The organism is Promicromonospora sp. MEB111 (assembly GCF_030209445.1).
Lineage (GTDB): Bacteria > Actinomycetota > Actinomycetes > Actinomycetales > Cellulomonadaceae > Promicromonospora.
In genome coordinates this window covers 47679-67754 of the sequence record NZ_JARVSD010000011.1, presented here as the reverse complement: position 1 = coordinate 67754, position 20076 = coordinate 47679, and the positions used below count along the sequence as shown (strand labels likewise).

19 protein-coding genes, 1 pseudogene and 1 riboswitch are annotated in these 20076 nt (G+C 74.5%); of the genes and pseudogenes, 8 read left to right on the top strand and 12 right to left on the bottom strand.

Annotation, left to right across the window (positions count from 1 at the left end; genetic code table 11):
- Window position 1 precedes the first annotated feature (1 nt).
- Together QRN56_RS13055 and QRN56_RS13050 are read left to right on the top strand one after the other, a co-directional pair.
- Window positions 2-1345 carry a TIGR01777 family oxidoreductase gene (locus QRN56_RS13055; RefSeq protein ID WP_285103860.1) on the top strand — a complete coding sequence of 448 codons (1344 nt, stop codon included), beginning with the start codon at window positions 2-4 and terminating at the stop codon, window positions 1343-1345.
- A 106-nt stretch (window positions 1346-1451) separates the two neighbouring features.
- A complete protein-coding gene (locus QRN56_RS13050; protein ID WP_285103858.1) occupies window positions 1452-2753 on the top strand; it encodes an erythromycin esterase family protein in 1302 nt (433 codons plus the stop codon).
- Here the strand turns inward: QRN56_RS13050 and QRN56_RS13045 are convergent.
- Both QRN56_RS13045 and QRN56_RS13040 read right to left on the bottom strand, forming a co-directional pair.
- Entirely contained in the window at window positions 2750-3646 is an 897-nt protein-coding gene (locus QRN56_RS13045) for an alpha/beta fold hydrolase (protein WP_285103857.1), read from the bottom strand. The genes QRN56_RS13050 and QRN56_RS13045 overlap by 4 nt on opposite strands.
- Window positions 3647-3719: 73 nt before the next feature.
- Window positions 3720-6422, bottom strand: a complete 2703-nt coding sequence (locus QRN56_RS13040) for a helix-turn-helix transcriptional regulator (protein ID WP_285103856.1) — start codon at window positions 6420-6422, stop codon at window positions 3720-3722.
- 105 nt (window positions 6423-6527) lie between these two features.
- On the opposite strand from QRN56_RS13040, the gene QRN56_RS13035 reads away from it, so the two are divergent.
- Window positions 6528-8120, top strand: coding sequence for a tannase/feruloyl esterase family alpha/beta hydrolase (locus QRN56_RS13035; RefSeq protein WP_285103854.1), 1593 nt, complete (start codon window positions 6528-6530; stop codon window positions 8118-8120).
- A gap of 47 nt (window positions 8121-8167) precedes the next feature.
- Here QRN56_RS13035 and QRN56_RS13030 read toward each other — a convergent pair whose 3' ends face one another.
- Together QRN56_RS13030 and QRN56_RS13025 are read right to left on the bottom strand one after the other, a co-directional pair.
- Window positions 8168-8482, bottom strand: a complete 315-nt coding sequence (locus tag QRN56_RS13030) for a DMT family transporter (RefSeq protein ID WP_285103852.1) — start codon at window positions 8480-8482, stop codon at window positions 8168-8170.
- An 11-nt stretch (window positions 8483-8493) separates the two neighbouring features.
- Window positions 8494-8557: riboswitch (guanidine-III (ykkC-III) riboswitch) on the bottom strand.
- Between the two features lie 17 nt (window positions 8558-8574).
- Window positions 8575-8898, bottom strand: a complete 324-nt coding sequence (locus tag QRN56_RS13025) for a hypothetical protein (protein WP_285103850.1) — start codon at window positions 8896-8898, stop codon at window positions 8575-8577.
- Between the two features lie 259 nt (window positions 8899-9157).
- Between QRN56_RS13025 and QRN56_RS13020 the strand changes: the two genes are divergently transcribed.
- Complete coding sequence (locus QRN56_RS13020; RefSeq protein ID WP_285103848.1) at window positions 9158-9535, top strand: SHOCT domain-containing protein; 378 nt, start codon at window positions 9158-9160, stop codon at window positions 9533-9535.
- 42 nt (window positions 9536-9577) lie between these two features.
- Window positions 9578-10897 carry a hypothetical protein gene (locus tag QRN56_RS13015; protein ID WP_285103846.1) on the top strand — a complete coding sequence of 440 codons (1320 nt, stop codon included), beginning with the start codon at window positions 9578-9580 and terminating at the stop codon, window positions 10895-10897.
- Here QRN56_RS13015 and QRN56_RS13010 read toward each other — a convergent pair.
- The 3 genes from QRN56_RS13010 to QRN56_RS13000 are packed head-to-tail and all read right to left on the bottom strand — an operon-like array spanning window position 10842 to window position 13132.
- Window positions 10842-11945 carry an NAD(P)-binding domain-containing protein gene (locus QRN56_RS13010; RefSeq protein WP_285103844.1) on the bottom strand — a complete coding sequence of 368 codons (1104 nt, stop codon included), beginning with the start codon at window positions 11943-11945 and terminating at the stop codon, window positions 10842-10844. The genes QRN56_RS13015 and QRN56_RS13010 overlap by 56 nt on opposite strands.
- Before the next feature lie 48 nt (window positions 11946-11993).
- Complete coding sequence (locus tag QRN56_RS13005) at window positions 11994-12536, bottom strand: TetR/AcrR family transcriptional regulator (protein WP_285103842.1); 543 nt, start codon at window positions 12534-12536, stop codon at window positions 11994-11996.
- A gap of 2 nt (window positions 12537-12538) precedes the next feature.
- A complete protein-coding gene (locus QRN56_RS13000; RefSeq protein WP_285103840.1) occupies window positions 12539-13132 on the bottom strand; it encodes a sugar O-acetyltransferase in 594 nt (197 codons plus the stop codon).
- Between the two features lie 58 nt (window positions 13133-13190).
- On the opposite strand from QRN56_RS13000, the gene QRN56_RS12995 reads away from it, so the two are divergent.
- Window positions 13191-14399 carry an MFS transporter gene (locus QRN56_RS12995; protein ID WP_285103838.1) on the top strand — a complete coding sequence of 403 codons (1209 nt, stop codon included), beginning with the start codon at window positions 13191-13193 and terminating at the stop codon, window positions 14397-14399.
- Window positions 14400-14412: 13 nt separating this feature from the next.
- Entirely contained in the window at window positions 14413-15606 is a 1194-nt protein-coding gene (locus QRN56_RS12990) for an ROK family transcriptional regulator (RefSeq protein ID WP_285103836.1), read from the top strand.
- On the opposite strand, the gene QRN56_RS12985 is transcribed toward QRN56_RS12990, so the two are convergent.
- Window positions 15591-16001 carry a CBS domain-containing protein gene (locus tag QRN56_RS12985; protein WP_285103833.1) on the bottom strand — a complete coding sequence of 137 codons (411 nt, stop codon included), beginning with the start codon at window positions 15999-16001 and terminating at the stop codon, window positions 15591-15593. The two genes, QRN56_RS12990 and QRN56_RS12985, sit on opposite strands and share 16 nt — an antisense overlap.
- A 151-nt stretch (window positions 16002-16152) precedes the next feature.
- Here QRN56_RS12985 and QRN56_RS12980 point away from each other — a divergent pair, with 151 nt between their 5' ends.
- A complete protein-coding gene (locus QRN56_RS12980) occupies window positions 16153-17127 on the top strand; it encodes a zinc-binding dehydrogenase (RefSeq protein WP_285103831.1) in 975 nt (324 codons plus the stop codon).
- Window position 17128: 1 nt separating this feature from the next.
- Here QRN56_RS12980 and QRN56_RS12975 read toward each other — a convergent pair whose 3' ends face one another.
- The 4 genes and pseudogenes from QRN56_RS12975 to QRN56_RS12960 all read right to left on the bottom strand — a co-directional run bounded on the left by QRN56_RS12975 (window position 17129) and on the right by QRN56_RS12960 (window position 20053).
- Window positions 17129-17281: an alpha/beta fold hydrolase gene (locus QRN56_RS12975; RefSeq protein WP_285103830.1), complete on the bottom strand. Its 153-nt coding sequence runs from the start codon at window positions 17279-17281 to the stop codon at window positions 17129-17131.
- A gap of 31 nt (window positions 17282-17312) precedes the next feature.
- Window positions 17313-18990: pseudogene (locus QRN56_RS12970) on the bottom strand (HNH endonuclease).
- Window positions 18991-19316: 326 nt separating this feature from the next.
- Window positions 19317-19547 carry a helix-turn-helix domain-containing protein gene (locus QRN56_RS12965; protein ID WP_285103828.1) on the bottom strand — a complete coding sequence of 77 codons (231 nt, stop codon included), beginning with the start codon at window positions 19545-19547 and terminating at the stop codon, window positions 19317-19319.
- Window positions 19547-20053 carry a DUF2975 domain-containing protein gene (locus tag QRN56_RS12960; protein ID WP_285103826.1) on the bottom strand — a complete coding sequence of 169 codons (507 nt, stop codon included), beginning with the start codon at window positions 20051-20053 and terminating at the stop codon, window positions 19547-19549. Before QRN56_RS12960 ends, QRN56_RS12965 begins: the two co-directional genes overlap by 1 nt.
- Window positions 20054-20076: the final 23 nt, after the last annotated feature.

The window sequence follows — 20076 nt, the reverse complement described above, 5'->3', positions numbered from 1 at the left end:
CATGGGTCTGACGTACTCGAGCGTCGTGGGGCACCCGCGCCCCGAGGTGTTCGCCTGGCACGAACGGCCCGGCGCGGTCCTGCGGCTCACCCCACCCTGGACGCCCCTGCGCGTGGTCCGCGAGGCGTCCACGCTCGCGGGCGGGGCGGCCGTGCTGCGGCTGCCGCTGGGCCTGCGGTGGGTGGCCCGGCACACCGGCTACGAGCCGCCGGAGCGGTTCGTGGACGAGCTGGTCTCCGCGCCGCTGCGCTGGGTGGTGCCGTGGCGGCACACCCACGAGTTCGACGAGGAGGGCGGCGGCACCCGGGTCACCGACACGGTCGACACCCGCGTGCCCGAGGCCCTGCTGCGGCCGATGTTCGCCTACCGGCACCGCCAGCTCGGTCTGGACCTCGCGGCGCAGGCGACCGCCCGCAACGCCGGCGACTGGCCCAAGGTCGTCGCGGTCACCGGCAGCCGGGGACTGGTCGGCAGCGCCCTGGTGTCGTTCCTGACCACGGCGGGCCACCGCGTGATCCGGCTCGTGCGGGGCGCGCCGCACGGCCCCGACGAACGGCGCTGGGACCCGCGGTCCCCCGCCGACGACCTGCTGCGGGGCGTCGACGCCGTGATCCACCTCGCCGGGGCGTCGATCGCGGGCCGGTTCACCGACGCGCACCGCGCCGCGGTGCGCGGCTCCCGCACCGGGCCGACGACGGCAATCGCCGCTCTCGCCGGGCGCACCGCCGACGGGCCGCGGGTGTTCGTCAGCGCGTCGGCGATCGGCTACTACGGCCCGGACCGGGGCGACGAGGTGCTGACCGAGACGAGCGCGCCCGGGGACGGGTTCCTCGCGGACGTCGTCCGCGACTGGGAGCGGGCGACCGCGGTCGCCGCCGAGGCGGGCCTGCGCGTGGTCACCGTGCGCACCGGGCTGGTGCAGTCACCGCGCGGGGGCACCCTGCGGCTGTTCTACCCGCTGTTCGCCGCGGGCCTGGGCGGCCGGCTGGGCGACGGGCGGATGTGGCAGTCCTGGATCGGCATCGACGACCTGGTGGACGTCTACCACCGCGCGCTGTACGACGAGCGCCTGTCCGGCCCGGTCAACGCCGTCGCACCCACCCCTGTGCGCAACGCCGACTACACCGCGACGCTGGCCACGGTGCTGCGCCGTCCGGCCCTCCTGCCGGTGCCCGACCTCGGGCCGCGGCTGCTGCTGGGCCAGGAGGGCGCGGACGAGCTCGCGCAGGCCAGCCAGCGGGTCTCGCCGGAGGCCCTGCTCGCGCTCGGCCACCGGTTCCGGCACCCCACGCTGGAGCCGGTGCTGCGTCACCTGCTCGGCCGGGACCCCCGCGCGCGCGGCTGACCCTCGGGCACCAGGGACCGCGCGTCGCGACGACGGCGCGCGGGCCGGGTTGCGCCCTGAGCGCACAGCCCGCCGTGCGGCGTCGGGCGGGCGCTACGTTCCGGGGGTGAGCGACGACCTGACCGCCTGGCTGCGCGCGAACGCGCGCCGCCTGGCCACCCTGGACCCGGATGCCGACGACGACGCCGACCTGCTGCCGCTGCTGGAGATCGTCGGCGACGCGCGGGTGGTGGCGATCGGCGAGTCGATGCACCGCATCCACGAGATGTACCTCGTGCGGCACCGGATCCTGCGGTTCCTGGCGCGGCACGGGTTCACGGCGTACGTGATGGAGTCCGGCTTCCCGGAGGGCCGGCTCGTGGACGACTGGGTCGCGGGCCGCAGCGCGCTCCCGGTCCGCGAGGTGCTGGAGGGCGGCGTCACCTACAGCATGGGCCGGTGCCAGGAGATGCTCGACCTGCTGACCTGGCTGCGCACCGACGGTGGCGTGCGGTTCCACGGCGCGGACGTGCCGGACTCGGCCGCGAGCGCCCGGCCGGCGGTCGAGGCGGTGGCGGGTTTCCTGGACGACGCCGACCCGGGCTTCGCGGCGCACGTGCGCGCGGACCTGCTGCCGCTGTTCGACTACCTCCCGGCCGACCGGACCGGGATCGCCCAGGCGGCGCCCGCGCTGCACGCGTACATCGCGCTGCCGGCTGCGGAGCGAGCGGCCCTGACGGCGCTGGTCGGTGAGCTGGCCGAGCGGGTGCGGGCCCGCCGGATCGACTACCTGGAGGCCGGGGCCGACCCGCGGGAGGTGGCGTTCGCGGAGCACGCGGCGCGGGTCGCGCGGCAGACGGACGCGTTCCTCGCGGCGATGCCCGCGGGCGCGACGCGCACCTACCCGCCGGGCAACGTCCGGGACGTGACCATGGCCGACACGGTGCGGTGGGTGCTGGATCGCGAGCCGCGCGTGGTGGTCGCGGCGGCGAACGGCCACGTGCAGCGCACACCGTTCCACGCGCCGCCGTTCGTGCCGCAGCCGATGACGACGATGGGCCGCGAGCTCGCCGACCGGCTCGGCGACGACCTGGTGGTGCTGGGCACCACGTTCGGCGGCGGCACCGCCTGGCTGCACCAGCCGGGGCCGGACGACGCCCCCGGCCACTCCACGCCGTTCACCCAGGACCTCGGTGCGCCGGACCCGCGGAGCCTCGACGCGGCGCTCGCCGCGCCCGGGCTGGGCTCGTACTACGTGGACCTGCGCACGGCCGACGGCGGCGCCGCGCACGCCCTCGACGCGACGCGCGGCACGCACAACGGGACCGAGCTGCAGCTCGTGGACGCCCGCCGGGCCTTCGACGCCGTGGTCCACGTGGACCGGGTCACGCCCTGGCACACCTGGATCCCGATGCCGGAGCGGCGCTAGACCGGGACCAGTCCCCGGACCTGCCGCGCCAGCGTGGGCCAGACGACGGGCGGCAGGTCGTGCCCGACGTCGTCGAGCACCATGAGCCTGGCGCCGGGGATCGCGCGAGCCGTGGCACGGGCCGCCGTCGTCCGCACCAGGGGGTCGTCCGCGCCGTGCACGACGAGCGTCGGGGTGCGCACCTCGCTCAGCCGGGGCCCGTGCCAGGTCGCGCGGAGCTGCCGGCCCATGGCCCGCATGTCGCGCGGGCCGCAGTCGAGTCCGCGCTCGATCCGGGCGCGGGCCGCCTCCTCGTCGACGGGGTAGGCCGGCGACGCCATGGCCCTGGCGACGGCGAGCGCGGACGCGATGTCGCCCTCCCGGGTCCGCGGGTGCCGCGCCGTGACCTGCCGTGCGATCAGCCCGTACCGCAGGTGCCGCAGCGCCGCGATCCCGGCGGCGTCGCTCGGCGGGGCGTCGCACGAGACGAGTCCGAGCGTCCGCTCCGGGTGGCGCAGCGCGAACCGCTGCGCCACGACGCCGCCCTGGGAGTGCCCCAGCGCCACCGCACGGCCCCAGCCGACGGCGTCGAGCACCGCGGCGGCGTCGTCCACGACGTCCTCGGCCGTATAGGGCACCGAGCCCCCGCCGAACAGGGCCGCCCACGAGACACGCCGCTCGCTCACGCCGAACCGGGTGGAGTCCCCGGTGTCACGCTGGTCGAAACGGACCACGTCGAAGCCCTCGTCGGCCAGCGCGCGGCACAGACCGTCGGGCCACCAGAACCGCGACATGGCCAGCCCCATCAGGAGCAGCAGAGGGGTGCCCTCGCCCCGCCCGAAGCGGTCGTACGCGAGCTGGACGTCGCCGTTGCGCGCGAAGCGGGTCGGCGACCAGGTGTCATGGCCGATCACCCCAACGATTCTCGCTCAGCCGCCTGCACTCGGCGCGGGGATGCGAAAAGCTCGTCCTTCCGGGCGGCGCCGTTCAGCGCTCCCGCAGCGCCGCCGCCAGCTCGCGCCGCGAACCGATCCCGAGCTTGCCGAACACCTTGCGCAGGTGCCACTCCACGGTGCGCGGGCTGAGGAACAGCTCCGCGCCGATCTCCGGGTTGGTCCGGCCCGTCACCGCGAGGCGCGCGATCTGCGCCTCCTGTGCCGTGAGCCCGTCCGCCGGCCCGGCGCTGCGCCTGCGGACCGTCTCCCCCGTCGCCGCGAGCTCCCGGCTCGCCCGCCCCGCGAAGCCCTCTGCACCCGCCGCGGCGAACACCTCGTGCGCGGCGCGCAGGTGCTCCCGCGCCGCGGCGCGCCGGTTCTCCCGGCGCAACCACTCGCCGTAGACCAGGCGGGCCCGGGCCGTCAGCAGGGTCAGCCGCGTACCGCCCAGGAGGTCGATCGCCTCGCGGTACCGGTCCTCGGCCGCGGCCGGCGGACCCGCCAGCGCGTCCGCGAGCGCCTGCGCGCCCAGCGCCCAGGGCGTCCCCGCGGCGGCGGTGCGCTCCGCGAGACGCTCACGCGCCTCGGCGGCTGCCCCGGCCTCCCCGGCGCGCGCCGCGGCCTCGACCAGCTCGCCGAGGCTCCAGCCCGTCAGGGCGAGGTCGTCGTACGCCACGGCGCGGCGTGCGGCCTCCAGGGCGGCCGGGTACCGGCCGAGCCCGTTGTGCAGCACGGCCTCGGCGTAGCCCGCCAGGCCGAGCCAGCGGCCCTCGCCGCGCGCCTCGGCCTCGCGGACGGTGGCGTCGACCAGGCGCATCGCGGGCTCCTCGACGCCCTGGTGCGCGGCGAGGGTGAGCGCGGCGGACGGGTGCGGGGGCAGGTTCGCGAAGGACTCGGCCTCGCGCAGCAGGTCGGACGCCTCGGCGAACCGGCCCTCCGCCACCAGGGCGCCGGCACGGAAGGTCAGGGCCGTGGGCAGCACCGTTCGGGCCCCGGCCGAGCGCGCGGAGGCGAGGGCCTGCTCGGTGAGCCGGAACCAGGCGGTGGCGTCCCACAGCTCGTGCGCCACCGGGGCGGACAGCCACAGCAGCGCCGCGTCGTCGTCGGCCGGCGCGGCGAGCGCGCCGCGCAGGTGCGGCACGGCGGGGCCGTACCCGGCGGTGTACCGCACGGCGAGCCCGGTGAGGAACAGGCCGGTCACGTCAAGTCCGGACGGCACTGCGCGCGCGGCCTCGGCCGCGCGCCGCAGGTCGTCGTCGCCGAGCCGGCCCGCGTGCACGGCGGCGCCGAGCGCCCAGAGGTATGCCTCGCGGGCCGCCGCCGGGTCGAGCTGGTCCAGCCGCCGCGCGGCCTCGAGGAGCGGCCCGACGGCGCCCCGGCCGCGGTCGAGCGCGAACGCGACCTGGGCCCGCAGCCGCTCCGCCCCGGCCCTCTGCAGCGGTTCGAGCGGGCCCAGCTCCGCGGCCGACAGCAGGCCGGGTATCCCGTCGAGGGCGCCGGAGGCGAACCGTGCGCGCGCGGCGGCCAGGACACGCTCGGCCCGCAGCTTCGGGTCCTGGGTCAGCTCGGCGGCGCGCTCCAGGAACGCCGCCGCGGCGGACCGCCCGCCGCGCGCGAGCGCCCGGTCGGCGGTGCGCTCCAGGTCGCCGGCCACCTCGTCGTCCGGCCCGAGCGCGGCGTGCGCCCGGTGCCAGGCGCGGCGGTCGGGGTCCTGGCCCGGGTCGGTCACGTCGGCGAGCGCCCGGTGCGCCGCGCGCAGCTCGGCCGGCGTGGCCGAGCGCCAGCTGGCGGAGCGCACCAGGGGGTGGTGGAACCGCACGCGGGCGCCGATCCGGACCAGCCCGGCCGCCTCGGCCGCCGCGGCGGCGTCCGGGGCGACGCCGAGCCGGTCGAGCGCCCGCCAGAGCAGCGGCACGTCGCCCACGGGTTCGACGGCGGCGGTGAGCAGGAGCGTCCGGGTGTCCGCGGGGAGGTCGGCGACGCGCCGCTGGAACCCGTCCTCGACCTGGTCCGTGACGGGCGTCGGGCTCGGGGCGCCGAACCCGAACGCGAGCTCCGCCGGCGTCAGCCCGCGGGGCAGCTCCAGGAGCGCGAGCGGGTTGCCGCGCGTCTCGGCGAGGATCCGCGCCCGGACGTGGTCGTCGACCGGCCCCGGCAGCGCCGAGTCGAGCAGCGCGGCGGCGTCGGCGTCCGGGAGGCCGCCGACCCGGAGCTCGGGCAGGCCCGGGAGCACCTGCTCGTCGCCGGGGCTGCGCACGGCGAGCACCAGGGCGACCGACTCGGCCTGCAGGCGACGGGCCACGAAGGTCAGGATCACCTCCGACATCCGGTCGACCCACTGGACGTCGTCCACCAGGCAGACCAGCGGCTGCTCGGCCGCGGCCTCGGCGAACAGCCCGAGCACCGCGAGGCCGACCAGGAGCGCCTCGGGCGGGCGGCCGGGGCTCAGGCCGAAGGCCGTGGCAAGGGTGTCCCGCTGCGGTGCGGGCAGCCGGTCGAGGTGGTCCAGGAGCGGGGCGCAGAGCTGCTGCAGCGCCGAGTAGGCGATCTCGGACTCCGGCTCCACGCCGACCGTGCGAACCACCCGGGCACTCCCCGCCCGCGTGGACAGGTGGTCCAGCAGCGCCGTCTTGCCGATCCCCGCCTCGCCCCGCAGCACCAGGACCCGGCTGTGCCCGGCCCGGACCTCACGCAGCAGCTCGTCGAGCGCGTCCGTCTCGCGCCGCCGGCCGCGCAGCACCGTCTCGCTCCGCACACGCACCTCCTCGCGGAGATTACACCGGGCGGGACCGGCACCCGGGGGCGCACCAGGGTGTCTCCCTGGGGCGGCCCCGGCTGCCGCCCGGCCAGGCTGTGCACCATGAACAAGCTAGTCATGCTGGTCACGGCGGCGCTGTCGGTGTCGGCGGCGGGGCTCCTCCCGCTCGCGGCACCGGCGAGCAGCCCTGCCGAGGACGCCCACCCCGCGTCGTCGTGCGCCCCCGTACCCGTCTCCGCGCCGCGCGGCGCCCAGGTCGAGTCCGTGACCGCCGAGGCCTTCCCCGCCGGGACCGTCACCTTCCCCGAGGCGACGCCGCCGCTCCAGACGCCCGCCCCGATCCCCGACGTGCCCGCCCGGTGCGACATCACGGTGACCCTCACACACGGCCGGGCCGGCGACCACGAGACCGTCAAGGTGTCGTTGCCGCAGGACCGGGCCGACTGGTCGGGCCGCTTCCAGGCCACCGGCGGGAGCGCGTACCTGGCCGGCGACCTGGGCGCCACCCTGGTGGCGGCCGTGAAGAACGGCTACGCCGCGGCGGCCACCGACGCGGGTATCGGCCAGTCCCCGGCCGACGTCAGCGGCTGGGCGCTGACGCCGGACGGGCGGGTGAACGGGCCTCTCCTGGAGAACTTCGCGTCCCGGTCGGTGCACGACCTCGCGGTGGTCGGCAAGTCCGTGACCAAGGAGTTCTATGGGAGCAAGGCCACCTACTCCTACTGGAACGGCTGCTCCACGGGCGGCCGCCAGGGGTACGTGGCGGCGCAGGAGTACCCGAAGGACTTCCAGGGCATCCTGGCCGGCGCTCCCGCGGTGAGCTGGGACCGGTTCGCCGTGGCCACGCTGTGGCCGCAGGTCGTGTTCGACGAGGAGGACGTCGCCCCCGCACCGTGCGAGATCGAGGCGTTCAACACCGCGGCCGTCGAGGCCTGCGACACGGTCGACGGCGTGCGGGACGGCATCATCGACGACCCGCAGGACTGCACGTGGGACCCGCGGGCGCTGGTCGGCACCCAGGTGGACTGCGACGGTGCGACGTACACCATCAGCTCGGACCTCGCGGACGCCGTCCGCAAGATCTGGCAGGGTCCGGTCAGCCGGTCCGGTCACCCGCTGTGGTACGGGCCGAACAAGGGCGCCGCATTCAACTGGCTCGCCACGCCCGGCCAGCCGTTCGTGGTGGCCGACCAGTGGGTCAAGTACTTCGTCGCGCAGGACCCGCAGCTCGACACCGCCCACCTGACCTACCGGCAGTTCGAACAGCTCTTCGCGACGTCGCAGCGCGACTTCCACTCCGTGATCGGCAGCGACGACCCGGACCTGTCCGCGTTCGCCCGCTCCGGCGGCAAGCTGCTGAGCTGGCACGGCCAGGCCGACCAGCTCGTGCCCACCCAGGGCACCGTCGACTACCGCGAGCGCGTCAACCGGGCCATGGGCGGCAACGCCCGGGTCGACAGCTTCTACCGGCTGTTCCTGCCCCCGGGCGTGAACCACTGCGGCATCGGCACGGACCCGCTGGTGACCCTGGTGGACTGGGTCGAGAAGGGGAAGGCCCCAGCGACGCTGCCCGCCGTCGTCACCGAGCGTGACGGCCGGACCGTCACGCGTGAGGTCAGCCGCTACCCGCTGGTGACCCGCTACGAGGGCGACCCGGCCGACGGCGCCGGCTACCGCTGCGTCGCGGCGTCCTGACCCTTGTCGACGAGCGGCGGCCCCGGACGGGGCCGCCGCTCCCGTGCTCAGTGGGTCAGCTTGAGCCCGATCACGCAGCCGATCAGGCCCGCGATCAGCAGCACGCGGGCCACGGAGACCGGCTCGGCGCCGGTGACCATGGCCCAGACGACGGTGGTCGCGGCGCCGATACCCACCCAGACGGCGTAGGCGGTACCCACGGGCAGGTCCCGCAGGGCGTACGCGAGCCCGCCCATGCTGGCCACGAGGGCCACGCCGAAGACGATGCTCGGGACGACGTTGCTGAAGCCCTCCGAACGGCTCAGCGCGGTGGCCCAGACGGCCTCGAGAAGGCCGGAGACGACAAGGACGATCCAGGACATGGTGTGCTCCTCAGATGCCGTCTTGTCGCACACCGGGTACGGCAACCCTCGTCCGGGAACCTCTGTGGGCTCTGCCCCTATTCTCGCACGCCTCAGCCGACCGGCTCGAAGCTGCGCCCGTCGAACCCGATGAAGCTGTGCACGTCGGTGGCCGGGAAGGTGAGCGCCCGGCCGGTGCAGTCGGTGCTCTCGTAGACCCGGATGCCCGTGGCGGTCTCGTTGAGCTCGGCGTGGACGACGAACGGCAGGGTCGTGCAGCCGGTGCCGGCGTCCGGGTAGGTCACGGTCTGCCCGGTGAAGGCGCCGGACCAGAACGTGAGGTCCCCGTCGGCGGCGGAGGCCGACGTCGGGACGGCGACGGCCAGCAGCCCGCCCACCGCAAGGGCGGCGGCGAGACGCTTCGAGGCACGGATCATGGTGTTCTCCTTCGAGAAGGTCGGAGTCATGAACGCGACCGCACACGGGCGGTCACCCGTACGACGGGAACACCGGGCGAAAGGTTCACCCGAATCAGGTGATTTCTCCGGCAGAACCCGACTTTCGTTCCCTCGCGACCAAAACCCCCCGCTCAGCGCGGGCGGAACCCACCCCTCGCGGTTACTTTGAAACTGCGGATCGGGCAAACCACCGGTGCGCTCCGAACCCATCGGATTGCCGTCGAGAACGGGGCGAGTCATGGATTTCTGGGATTTCTTCTGGCTGATGGTCTACAGCTTCTTCTTCGTGGCGTACCTCATGGTGCTGTTCCAGATCGTCGCGGACCTCTTCCGTGACCGCGAGCTCTCGGGCTGGTGGAAGGCCCTGTGGATCATCTTCCTGATCTTCCTCCCGGTCCTCACCGCGCTCGTGTACCTCATCGCCCGCGGCCGCGGGATGGCCGAACGCCACGCCGCCGGGATGGCGCAGGCACAGCAGGCGACCGAGAGCTACATCCGCGAGGTCGCCTCCGGGCCCTCGCCGTCCGAGCAGATCACGAGCGCCAAGGCGCTCCTCGACGCCGGCACCATCTCGCCGGCGGAGTTCGAGCGGCTGAAGGCCAAGGCATTGGTCTGACCCGTGAACGAGGCCACGGCAGAAGGTGCCGAACCGCCCGACGTGACCGCCCGTCTGGCCGCCCTGGAGCGCGAGAACGCCGAGCTCCGGCGGCGGCTGGACGCGGCGCCACACGCCGGTGCGGCCCCCGCCGCGCCGCCGGGCCCGCGCCGCAACCGAGCCAGGAGCGCGACCGCCGTCGTGCTGATCCTGCTGGGTGCCCTGCTGGCCCCGGTGGGCGTGGTCGCCGCCTGGGCGGAGCGCACCCTCACCGACACCGACCGCTATGTCGCGACGGTCGCACCCCTGGCCCAGGACCCGGTCGTGCAGTCGGCGGTGGCCGGCCGGCTGACCACGGCCGTCATGGACCGGATCGACGTCGGAGCCCTGCTCGGCGACGTCCAGCAGGGGCTGGACGAGCGGGGCGTCGCCCCGCGGGCCGCGCGGGCGATCACCGCGCTGGAGGGCCCGCTGACCAGCGGGGTGGAGTCCTTCGTCCGCAACGCCGCGGACCGGCTGGTCGAGAGCGACCGGTTCGAGTCCGCCTGGGACCAGGCCAACCGGGTCGCGCACGAGCAGCTCGTGCAGGTCATGCAGGGCTCCGGGGGCGACGTCGCCCAGGTGGGCCAGAACGGCCAGCTCACCATCCAGCTCAGCGGGTTGATCGACATGCTCAAGCAGCGCCTGGTCGACCGGGGCCTCACGCTGGCGGGGAACCTGCCCACGATCAACGCGTCGTTCACCGTCATGGAGAGCAGCCAGCTCACCGAGATCCGGAACCGGTACGCCCAGGTCGTCGCGCTCGGCACATGGCTCCCGTGGATCGTCCTGATCCTGCTGGGCGCCGGCGTCGCCGCCGCGACGCACCACCTGCGCGCCCTGGTCGTCGCGGGCCTCGCGCTGGCCGCCGCGATGGTGGTCCTGGGGATCGGCCTCGCGATCGGGCGGGGGCTGTATCTCGACGCACTCAGCGGGAAGGTAATGCGGCTCGACGCCGCGCAGGTGGTGTTCGACCAGCTCGTCTCGTTCCTGCGCGTCACGCTGCGCACCGTGGGGGTGCTCGGCCTGGTCGTCGCGCTGGCGGCCTACCTCGGCGGGTCGAGCGCGTCGGCGCGCGGCCTGCGGTCCGGGATCAGCACGGGGATGAGCCGCACCCGCAGGTGGGCCGAGGGCCGGGGCGTGTCCACCGGCGCCACGGGCGTCTGGCTCGCGCGCTACCGCGGCGTCGCGCGCGCCGCCGTCATCGCCCTCGCCGCCCTCGTGCTCCTGCTCGCGTCCAGCCCGACGCCGGCGCTGATCGTCGGCGTCGCGGCCGGGGCCGTGGTGCTCATCCTGCTGATCGAGCTGGTTGCCCGGCCGGGAGCCGCCGAACCACCGCCGTGACCGCCTCGCGGCCCGCCCGGTTGGCGCCGACCGTCGACTGCGACGGCCCGAACCCGATGAGGTGCACCCGTGGTTCCGCCGCGACCTGCGTGCCGGCCATGGCGATGCCGCCCAGCTCGTTGCGTAGCCCCAGCGGGCCGAGGTGGGCGAGGTCGGCCTTGAACCCGGTGGCCCAGAGGATCGCGTCGAGCGGCGTCAGGCTCCCGTCGGCCTCGCGCACGCCGTCCGGCTCGATCGCGGTGAACATGGGCCGCCGCTCCAGGGCGCCACGGGCCTTGGCGGCGAGCGCGTACGGCGTCCAGATGAGCCCGGTGTAGGAGACGACGCTGCCGGTGGGCCGGCCCGCCGCGACGTCGGCCATGACCTTGGCGATGGTCTCGCGCCCGAGGGTCTCGCTGCGGAACTCGTCGTGGAAGACCGGCTCGCGCCGGGTGTACCAGCGGGTGGTCGCCACGCGCGAGATCTCCTCCAGGAGCTGGAGCGCCGAGATGCCGCCGCCCACGACGGCGACCCGCTGCCCGGCGAAGTCCTCGGCCCGCACGTAGTCGCGGGTGTGGAGCTGTCGCCCGCGGAACGTGTCCTGCCCGGGATAGCGCGGCAGCACCGGGTTGGTCCAGGTGCCGGTGGCGTTGATGACGGCGCGGGTGGTCCACGAGCCGCGGTCGCCGGTCACCACGAGGTCGCCGTCCGGGTCGTCGTCGGCGCGCCGCACCGCGACCACCTGGACCGGGCGCAGGATCGGGAAGCCGAAGGCCTGCTCGAAGCCCGCGAAGTAGCGCGGGACGGCCACGCGGCTGGCCTCCTCCTGGTCGACGGCGGGCTGGGCGAGCCCCGGCAGGTCGAAGATCCCGTTGACGGTGGCCATCCGCAGCGACTCCCACCGGTGCTGCCAGGCGCCGCCGGGCGCGGGGTTCGCGTCCAGCACCACGTAGGTGCGCTCCGCCTCCGGCTGGTCCACGGCGCTCACGAAGCCGCGGCGCTGCAGGTGGTACGCCGCCGAGAGGCCGGCCTGGCCGGCCCCGATCACCACGACGGTCGCCCGCCTCATGTCGCTCACACCAGCCACAACAGCCCCGGGCGGCAGATGTTCCGCCGGTCAGCCCGACGTGATGCGTCGCACGGCCTCGGTGACCGTGTCGGGCCGCGGCGCCTCGGTGTCCAGGGCCCGATGGATCGTCAGCCCCTCGATCAGAGCGTCCAGCATCCGCGCCGTGACCGGGTCGAAGTGCCGCTCCAGCGCCGCCCGGGAGCGCGCCATCCACGCGTTGGTCAGCTCGCGGTAGGCGGGCTCGCGAGCCGCGAGCGTGTAGAGCTCGTGGGTCAGCACCAGGTCGCGCTGCGTGTCGAAGACGTCCTCCGTGATGATCGCCACCACCGCCTCGCGCGCGCTCTCCAGGTCGGTCGCCGCGCTCATCCGCTGCTCGAACCCGTCGCTGCCGGCCCGCGCGAACCGGCCGAACGCCTCCCGCAGCAGGTCGTCCATCCCGGCGAAGTGGTAGGTCATGGAGCCGAGCGGCACATCGGCGGCCGCCGCGACCTTGCGGTGCGAGACGCCGGCCACCCCCACCTCGGCGATCAGGTCGAGGCAGACGTCGATGATCCGGCTCCTGCGGTCGGGGTCGTGCCGGCGTCCGGTCACGGTCAGCTCTCGGCGATCTCGCGGACCACGCGGGCGGGGTTGCCGACGGCGACCACGTTCGCCGGCAGGTCGCGCGTGACGACGGCACCTGCGCCGACCACCGTGTTGTCCCCGATGGTGACCCCGGGGCAGACGATCACGCCGCCGCCGAGCCAGACGTTGTCGCCGATCGTGATGGGCAGCGCGGCCTCCAGCTTGTCCCGGCGCGGGGTGGGCTCCACGGGGTGGGTCGGCGTGAGGAGCTGGACGTTCGGCCCGATCTGGCAGTCCGCGCCGATCGTGATGGTCGCGACGTCCAGGGCCGTGAGGTTGTAGTTGGCGAAGGTGCGCGGGCCGACGTGGATGTTCCCGCCGTAGTCGACGTAGAGCGGCGGCTTGATGAACGCGTCGTCGCCCAGCGTGCCGAGCAGGTCGTCCAGGAGCGCGCGGGCGCCGTCGTCGTCGGCCACGACCGCGCGGTGGTAGGCGTCGGCGAGGGCGAGGCCGCGCTGGGCGAGCCGGACGCTCTCCGGGTCCTGTCCGCCGATGTACAGGTCGCCGGCGAGCATGCGCTCGTGGTGGGTGCGCGGGTCGCCGGCGAAGTAGTCGTGAGCCATGGGCACAGCGTAGCGGGCGATGTGTACGATCGTACGTAACGCGGGTACGCTCGTGCGCATGTCGCTTCCCCAGGACAACCGTCCGCCGCTCGCCGTCCGGCGTGCCCGCGCCGCCGTCGGCGCACTGTTCCTGACCAACGGCGCCCTGTACGCCAACCTGGTGCCCCGCCTGCCGGAGATCAAGACCGCGCTCGACCTCGACAACGCGGCCTACGGCCTGGCCATCGCCGCGTTCCCGACCGGCGCGATCGTCTCGGGCCTCGGGGCCGGGTACATGGTGCGCCGTTTCGGGTCGGCGCGCGTCGCCGTCGTCGGCACCGTCCTGACGGGGCTGGGCACGCTGGCGGCCGGCCTCGCGCCGTCGTTCGCCCTGCTCGTGGCGGCCCTGTTCCTCGGCGGCGCGTCCGACTCGATCACCGACGTGGGGCAGAACACCCATGGCCTGCGCGTGCAGCGCCGGTACGGACGGTCCATCATCAACGGCTTCCACGCCGTGTGGTCCATCGGCGCCGTGCTGGGCGGGTCGATGGCCGCGGGCGCCATCGCGCTCGGCCTGCCGCTGGACGTGCACCTGGGCATCTCGCTGGGGGTCTTCGCCGTCGTGGCGGTCGTCGCCCTGCGGTTCCTCCTGCCGGGCCGGGACGACGAGACGGCCGACGACGGGGGTTCCGCCGCAGCGGCTCCCGCCCGCCTCCGCGGGCCGCGCCTGAGCGTCCGCACCGTGGCGATCGTCGCCGCGCTCGTGCTCATCGGCATCGGCGGCGCCCTGGTGGAGGACGCCGGGAGCTCGTGGGCGACCCTCTACCTCTCGACCGACCTCGGCGCCCCGGCCGCGCTGGCCGCCACCGCCTACGTGTCGCTCGTCGGCGCCCAGACGGTGGGCCGCCTGCTGGGTGACCGCCTGGTGGACCGGTTCGGCCAGCGCACGGTCGCCTGCGCGGGCGGCGTGATCATCGCGCTCGGCATGGGGCTGGCGCTGGCGTGGCCCACCGTGCCCGGCACGATCGCCGGGTTCGCCGCCGCGGGCTTCGGCAGCGCGACGCTCATCCCGGCCGCCATGCACGAGGCCGACGAGCTGCCCGGCCTGCGCCCCGGCACGGGCCTGACCATCGTGTCCTGGCTGCTGCGGCTCGGCTTCCTCTGCTCGCCGCCGCTGGTCGGCCTGGTCGCCGACGACGTGGGCCTGCGCACCGGCCTGCTGGTGGTGCCGATCGCGGGCGTCCTGGTCGTGGCCCTGTCCGGGGTGCTGCGGCGCCGTGCCACATAGATAGAGTCGTGGCATGTCCGCGAGATCAGCCGCACCTGCCCTCAGCCCGGCGGGGACGCGCGTCTTCCAGGAGCTGGTCAGGAGCGGCGACGCCTCACGGACCGCCCTGGCCCGTGACACCGGCCTGACACCGGGCGCGATCACGCGCGCGGTACGCCCGCTGCTGGAGGCGGGGCTCCTGCTGGAGACCGGCGACCGGGCGTCCACCGACGGCGCCCTGGGGCGGCCCGCCACGATGGTGACCCTGCAGGCGGAGGCGCACCAGTCGATCGGCGTGAAGGTCACCGCCGACCAGCTCTTCGGCGTGGTCTGCGACCTGCGCTGCCAGGTGTTGGACGAGGTCACGGTGCCGGTGCGCGACCACGGCCCGGAGGCGATCGTCGAGCAGATCGTGGAGCTCGTGAACGGCCTGCGGGCGGGCCGGCCCGCGGTCGGCAGCGTCGGCGTGGCCGTCTCGGGCGACGTCGACGCCGCCTCCGGGCACGTGGCCTACTCGCCCTTCCTCGCCTGGCGGGACGTGCCGCTCGGCGACGAGATCGCCCGCCGCACCGGCCTCACGACGACGGTCGAGAACGACGTGCGCGCCCTGCTCACCGGCGAGCGCTGGTACGGGGTGGGCCGCGGCATCTCGTCTCTGGCCCTCGTCACGGTCGGCACCGGCATCGGGTGCGCGCTGCTGGTCAACGGGCAGGTGGTGCACGGCGAGTTCGGCGTGGCCGGCGAGGTGGGGCACGTGCTCGTCGACCCCGACGGGCCCCTGTGCCACTGCGGCAACCGCGGCTGCGTCGAGGCGATCGCGGGGTCCGCCGGGATCCTGGGGCGCATGGCGGAGGCCGGGTTCGACGGGCTCGGCATCGGCGACGTCGCGGACCTCGCCCGCTCGGGTCAGCCCGACGCCGTGCGGGTGCTCGCCGACGCGGGCCGCGCCGTCGGGATCGGCATCGCCACCATCGCCAACCTGCTGGGCGCCCAGCACATCGTGATCACGGGCGAGGCGATCGGCAGCGGGTCGGGGCCGGACCGGCCGGTCGACGAGCAGGACTACGACGTCATGGACCCCCACGTGCGCAGCGCGTTCGAGCAGCGGGCCTTCGGCTCCGCCGCACGCTCGGCCATCGAGCTGCGGCCGCTGCGGTTCGTGGACTGGGCGCGGGGCGCGGCGGCGTGCGCGGTCGAGCACTTCGTGACGAGCTACGGGAGGTCCTGACCCCGGGCCAGGGCCGACGTCGGGTCCCGTTCGACGGCGAGGTCCGCGAGCAAGAGGATCCCGACGGCGACGTCGCCGTCGACCACGGGGATGCGCCGGACGGCGGCGCTGCGCATCATCTCGGCGGCCGCCTCCACGGGGACGTCGGGGCCGACCGTGACGAGCTCCTCGCTGGCCACCTCGCCCACCATCGCCTCGAGGCCGAGCCCCTCGGCGAGGCCGCGGACCACCAGGTCGCGGTCGGTGACGATCCCGATGACGGTGGGTCCGGCCCGGACCACCAGGGCGTCGACGTCGTGGTCGGCCATCGCCCGCGCTGCAGACTGGAACGTCTCGGACATCCCGATCGTGGTCGGCGCCGGTGTCATGACATCGGCGACGGTCTGCTGGACCATGTCGCGTTCCTTCCTGGGTGCGGCCGGTGGGTGGCCGGCCTCTGTCCAGCGTGCGGCGGGGCGCGCTCACTCGCACGTCATGTGAGGCAAACGTGCGGCTGCCGCTCTCACTTTCCCGAAGTGGACGCAGGCGTCCGTTAGCGTCGCCGGCGTGACGACAACGATGCGAGCAGTGACGATCGAGCGGTTCGGCGACCCGAGCGGCATGGTGGTGGGCGAGGCCCCCGTTCCGGCCCCCGGACCCGGGCAGGTCGTGATCGAGACCGAGGCGATCGGCGTGGGCGGGGTCGACGCCGTCATCCGGCGCGGGACGCTCAGCGGGTTCGGCCTCAGCACGGGGCTCATACCCGGCAGCGAGGTCGCCGGCCGGGTGACGGCAGTCGGCGCAGGCGTCGACGCGGCGTGGGTGGGGCGCCGGGTCTGGGCGTTCACCGGCACGAGCGGCGGTTACGTCGAGCACGCGGTCGCCCGGGTGGACGACGTCGTCGCGCTGACGGGCGAGCTCTCGTCGGCCGACGCGGTCGCCCTCGGGAGCTCGGCGCCCGTGGCGCACTTCGCGCTGGCGCACGCGCACCTCGCGGCCGGGGAGTCCGTGCTGGTGCGCGGCGCGGCCGGGAGCATCGGCATCGCGGCCGTGGAGCTGGCGGCCCGGGGCGGGGCGAGCGCCGTCGCGGTGACGACGTCGTCGGCCGGACGCGGCGAGCGCCTGCGCGCCCTCGGGGCGACGCACGTGCTCGACCGCGCCGGGGAGGGCGACCCGGACGCCCCGGCGTCCTACGACGTGATCGTCGACATCGTGGGCGGGCCCGGCACCCCCGACTTCATCGACCGGCTCGCGCCTAACGGGCGCATGGTCGTGGTCGGCGCGATCGCGGGGATGCCGCCCGCCGACTTCGGTGCGCGCCTCCTGGGCGCGTTCCAGCAGTCCCGCTCGTTCGCGACGTTCAGCCTCGACACCGTCCCCGCAGCCGACCTCGCCGTCGTCCGCGCGGAGCAGTTCGACGCCGCGGGACGCGGCGAGCTGCACGCCGTCGTCCACGATGTGCTGCCCCTGGACCAGGCCGCCGAGGCCCACCGCCAGATGGACGCGGGCACGGTGTTCGGGCGGATCGTGCTGGTGCCGTGACTCAGGTGGGGGCGCCGAGCCGGGCGAGGAAGTCGCGGACGAGCGGGAGCACCTCGTCGAGATGGGTCTCGAGCAGCCAGTGGCCGCCCCCGAGCAGGTGCAGCTCGGCGTCCGGGTGGTCGCGGCGGTAGGCCGTGGCCGCACCCTCGGTCATGTAGCCGTCGTGCCGGCCCCGTCGATCCCGTTCACGTCGCGACGGCGGTGCCGGGGCGGTGCGCCCAGGACAGGTCGGCGGTGTGGGCTCGGCGGGGTGTTCGTGGTTGTGGCCGCGTTCGTGGTCCCGATCTTGGCCGCGGTCTCGGCTGGTACGGGATCGGGCTGTTGCGAGGGTTGGTGTGGCAGCCGATCTGGTAGCGGCTGCGGGGTGTACGGCCCTTGCTCGGTCCCGTCATGCCGACGGCCGGGGTCCAGGCCGGGGTGGTGGATCGCTCGGGGGCGGGTGCCTGGCCGTGGGCGGGTCCCGTGGGACCGGTCGCCGCCGCTTCAGGACGCACAGCAGCATGACGAACCGCGACCGTGTCACGGACAGGTACCCCGCCTCCCACCGGTGCAGTGTCGTGACCTGGTGCGGTGCCGCCGGTCCTGACCGGTGCGGGTGGTGTGGGGGCGACCGAGACATACGTGTGCCCCGTCGGCGTGACCGTCTCCACAGCATCCCGGCCGTCGACCTGGGTGGTCTTCTGCGACCAACCCGGTGCCTGCTTGGCATGGTTGCACCGGGCACACATGCCCTGCCCGTTGTCCAGGCTGGTCGGGCCGCCCTCGGCGTGCGGGGTGACGTGGTCCAGATGCCGGACCGGGGCATCACACCACGTCGTGGCGCAGATCCCCTGCTCCCGGGCGCGCAGGAGCGCGGCCAGGCCCTGGGGGGTGGAACCTTGACGTCGACGTGCTGGCCAGCAACCTGCCGTGCGGGTTGACGTAGATGCTGCGCAGCCACGCGGTGTCCGTGTCGATTGCATGCGCGGCCAGGTGACGTGCCACGGGCGCCGGGACCGTACCCACACCCGCCGGAGCGCCCTCCAACACCACACCGGACTCGTCACCACCGGCCAACAGGGTCTCGTCCGAGACCAACAGGTTGATCGTGACCGGCACATCACCCGCGTGCCCAGCCTGACGGGCGGTGACGCGTTCGATCAGGGTGTCGGCCATGATCTGCCCCGCACCCCGCCCATCACCGCCCGCCTTGACCATCTCGGCATGGGCCTTCAGCTGCGCGTACGCCTGCACACCCTCAGCCATCGGAACCAGGGCGGTCAGGTAGACCATCAGATCAGGAGCCGGACGCACCGACACCCGCCGCTCCGACACGGCCCTGGCGTTGCGCTTGACGCACGCGTGCACATCCAACCGGGCGGCCAGTTCCTTGATCCGGGCGATCAACCGCCGCGTGCCCATCCGCGCCAGGTCCGCCAGGCGCTGCGGGCCGCAGATCTCCTCATCGATCAGCGCGCGGTGCTCCACGGACAGGTGGGACGTCTCCCGCACGAGCAGGGTGGCCCGCCACGACGACAACACCCCCGAGCGCAGCGCGTTGAACGTGTGCGGCATCTGCGCGACCCATACCCGGGCGGTACTCAGGAACCCGGCACCCGCATGCGGGCTCACCCGCAGCGCAGCACCGACCTGGTTCGGCACACCACGACCCTGCCGCTCCGCCCGGATCCCGTGCACGGCCTCGTCGGCCTTGGTCGCCTCGTCCAACACCACGGCCAACCTCGCCTGCGTCGCCGTGACCGCGTTCTTCAACGCTTCCAGCTCACCGAGCAGATCCACCCACTCCGCCTGTGCCCGTGGCGCGCTTCCACCTGGGCCAGCCTCGGTACCCGCGCCGCTGTCGGTGGTCCTTGGCAGGATCATGCCCGCCAGCATCCGACGCACCTCCCGCACACGGGCAGCATCAACCACCGCGGCACCAGCGATCCCGGATAGCACACCACCCCCGGGCAGCACCGACCCGACAGGCAGCTCGTCGCCCGTCCGCGTCAACACCTCACCCGTTCGCGTCATGCCATCAACCTATGACACACACGTTCGCACCGCTCGTCGAACCGACCCCATCTGCCCACAGCAGAATTCACCCCGGGCCCGGCCCTCTGTCAGGCTCCCGTCAGCCCTCCGTGACGCCCCTCCAGCGCTCCGACAGCCCTCCAGCAAGCCCCCGATAGCCCTCCGCCAAGCCCCCGTCAGCCCTCCGGCAACACCGTGTCGCCACCCGGGACATACCTGATCAGGTCGCCCGGCTGGCACTCGAGGGCCGCGCAGAGCGCGTCGAGCGTCGTGAACCGGACCGCCTTGGCGCGGCCGTTCTTCAGGACCGCGAGGTTCGCCGGGGTGATCCCGACCCGCTCGGCAAGCTCCCCCACGGACATCTTGCGGCGCGCGAGCATGACGTCGATGTCCACGACGATCGGCATCAGATCACCTCGTCGAGCTCGATCCGGAGCGCCGCCGCCTCGCCCTTCCACCCGACGGCCTTGACCAGCAGGCCGCGCAGGACGACGACCAGCAGGGCGATCCCGCCCGCGAGCACGGCGCACCCGATGAGCGCGAGCCCGATGCCCGGCTGCATCCCGAAGTCCAGGGTCCGCACCGTCAGCCAGCTCAGGAGGCCGAGCGCGAGCACGCAGGCGCCGACGGATGCCCAGACGATCAGGTCGACCCACCGGAACGCGTCGGGCGAGAACACCGCATCGCGACGGACCAGGGCGAGCAGCCGCCAGATACCGACGAGGACCACCTGAGCCGGCACCAGCACGGCGATCGACCAGGCGAGAGTGGGCACCCGAAGGCTAGCGGCCTCGGGATAGGACGACGCGACGCCGGCCGAGAGCTCCGGGAGCACCACGAGCTGCACCAGCGCGACGCCCAGGAAGAGAAGCACGATGACGAGGCGCAGGAGCCTCGTGGCGAGCGGATTCATGGCCCTCCTATCGAAAAACGATA

Excerpts from the sequence above, each read along its gene's own strand:
- QRN56_RS13035 (WP_285103854.1), top strand. The coding sequence starts at position 6,528 with ATGAACAAGCTAGTCATGCTGGTCACGGCGGCGCTGTCGGTGTCGGCG.
- QRN56_RS12965 (WP_285103828.1), bottom strand. The coding sequence starts at position 19,547 with ATGCCGATCGTCGTGGACATCGACGTCATGCTCGCGCGCCGCAAGATG.
- QRN56_RS13010 (WP_285103844.1), bottom strand. The coding sequence starts at position 11,945 with ATGAGGCGGGCGACCGTCGTGGTGATCGGGGCCGGCCAGGCCGGCCTC.
- QRN56_RS13025 (WP_285103850.1), bottom strand. The coding sequence starts at position 8,898 with ATGATCCGTGCCTCGAAGCGTCTCGCCGCCGCCCTTGCGGTGGGCGGG.
- QRN56_RS12975 (WP_285103830.1), bottom strand. The coding sequence starts at position 17,281 with ATGACCGAGGGTGCGGCCACGGCCTACCGCCGCGACCACCCGGACGCC.
- QRN56_RS12985 (WP_285103833.1), bottom strand. The coding sequence starts at position 16,001 with ATGGTCCAGCAGACCGTCGCCGATGTCATGACACCGGCGCCGACCACG.
- QRN56_RS13020 (WP_285103848.1), top strand. The coding sequence starts at position 9,158 with ATGGATTTCTGGGATTTCTTCTGGCTGATGGTCTACAGCTTCTTCTTC.
- QRN56_RS12990 (WP_285103836.1), top strand. The coding sequence starts at position 14,413 with ATGTCCGCGAGATCAGCCGCACCTGCCCTCAGCCCGGCGGGGACGCGC.
- QRN56_RS13055 (WP_285103860.1), top strand. The coding sequence starts at position 2 with ATGGGTCTGACGTACTCGAGCGTCGTGGGGCACCCGCGCCCCGAGGTG.
- QRN56_RS12995 (WP_285103838.1), top strand. The coding sequence starts at position 13,191 with ATGTCGCTTCCCCAGGACAACCGTCCGCCGCTCGCCGTCCGGCGTGCC.
- QRN56_RS13000 (WP_285103840.1), bottom strand. The coding sequence starts at position 13,132 with ATGGCTCACGACTACTTCGCCGGCGACCCGCGCACCCACCACGAGCGC.
- QRN56_RS13030 (WP_285103852.1), bottom strand. The coding sequence starts at position 8,482 with ATGTCCTGGATCGTCCTTGTCGTCTCCGGCCTTCTCGAGGCCGTCTGG.
- QRN56_RS12960 (WP_285103826.1), bottom strand. The coding sequence starts at position 20,053 with ATGAATCCGCTCGCCACGAGGCTCCTGCGCCTCGTCATCGTGCTTCTC.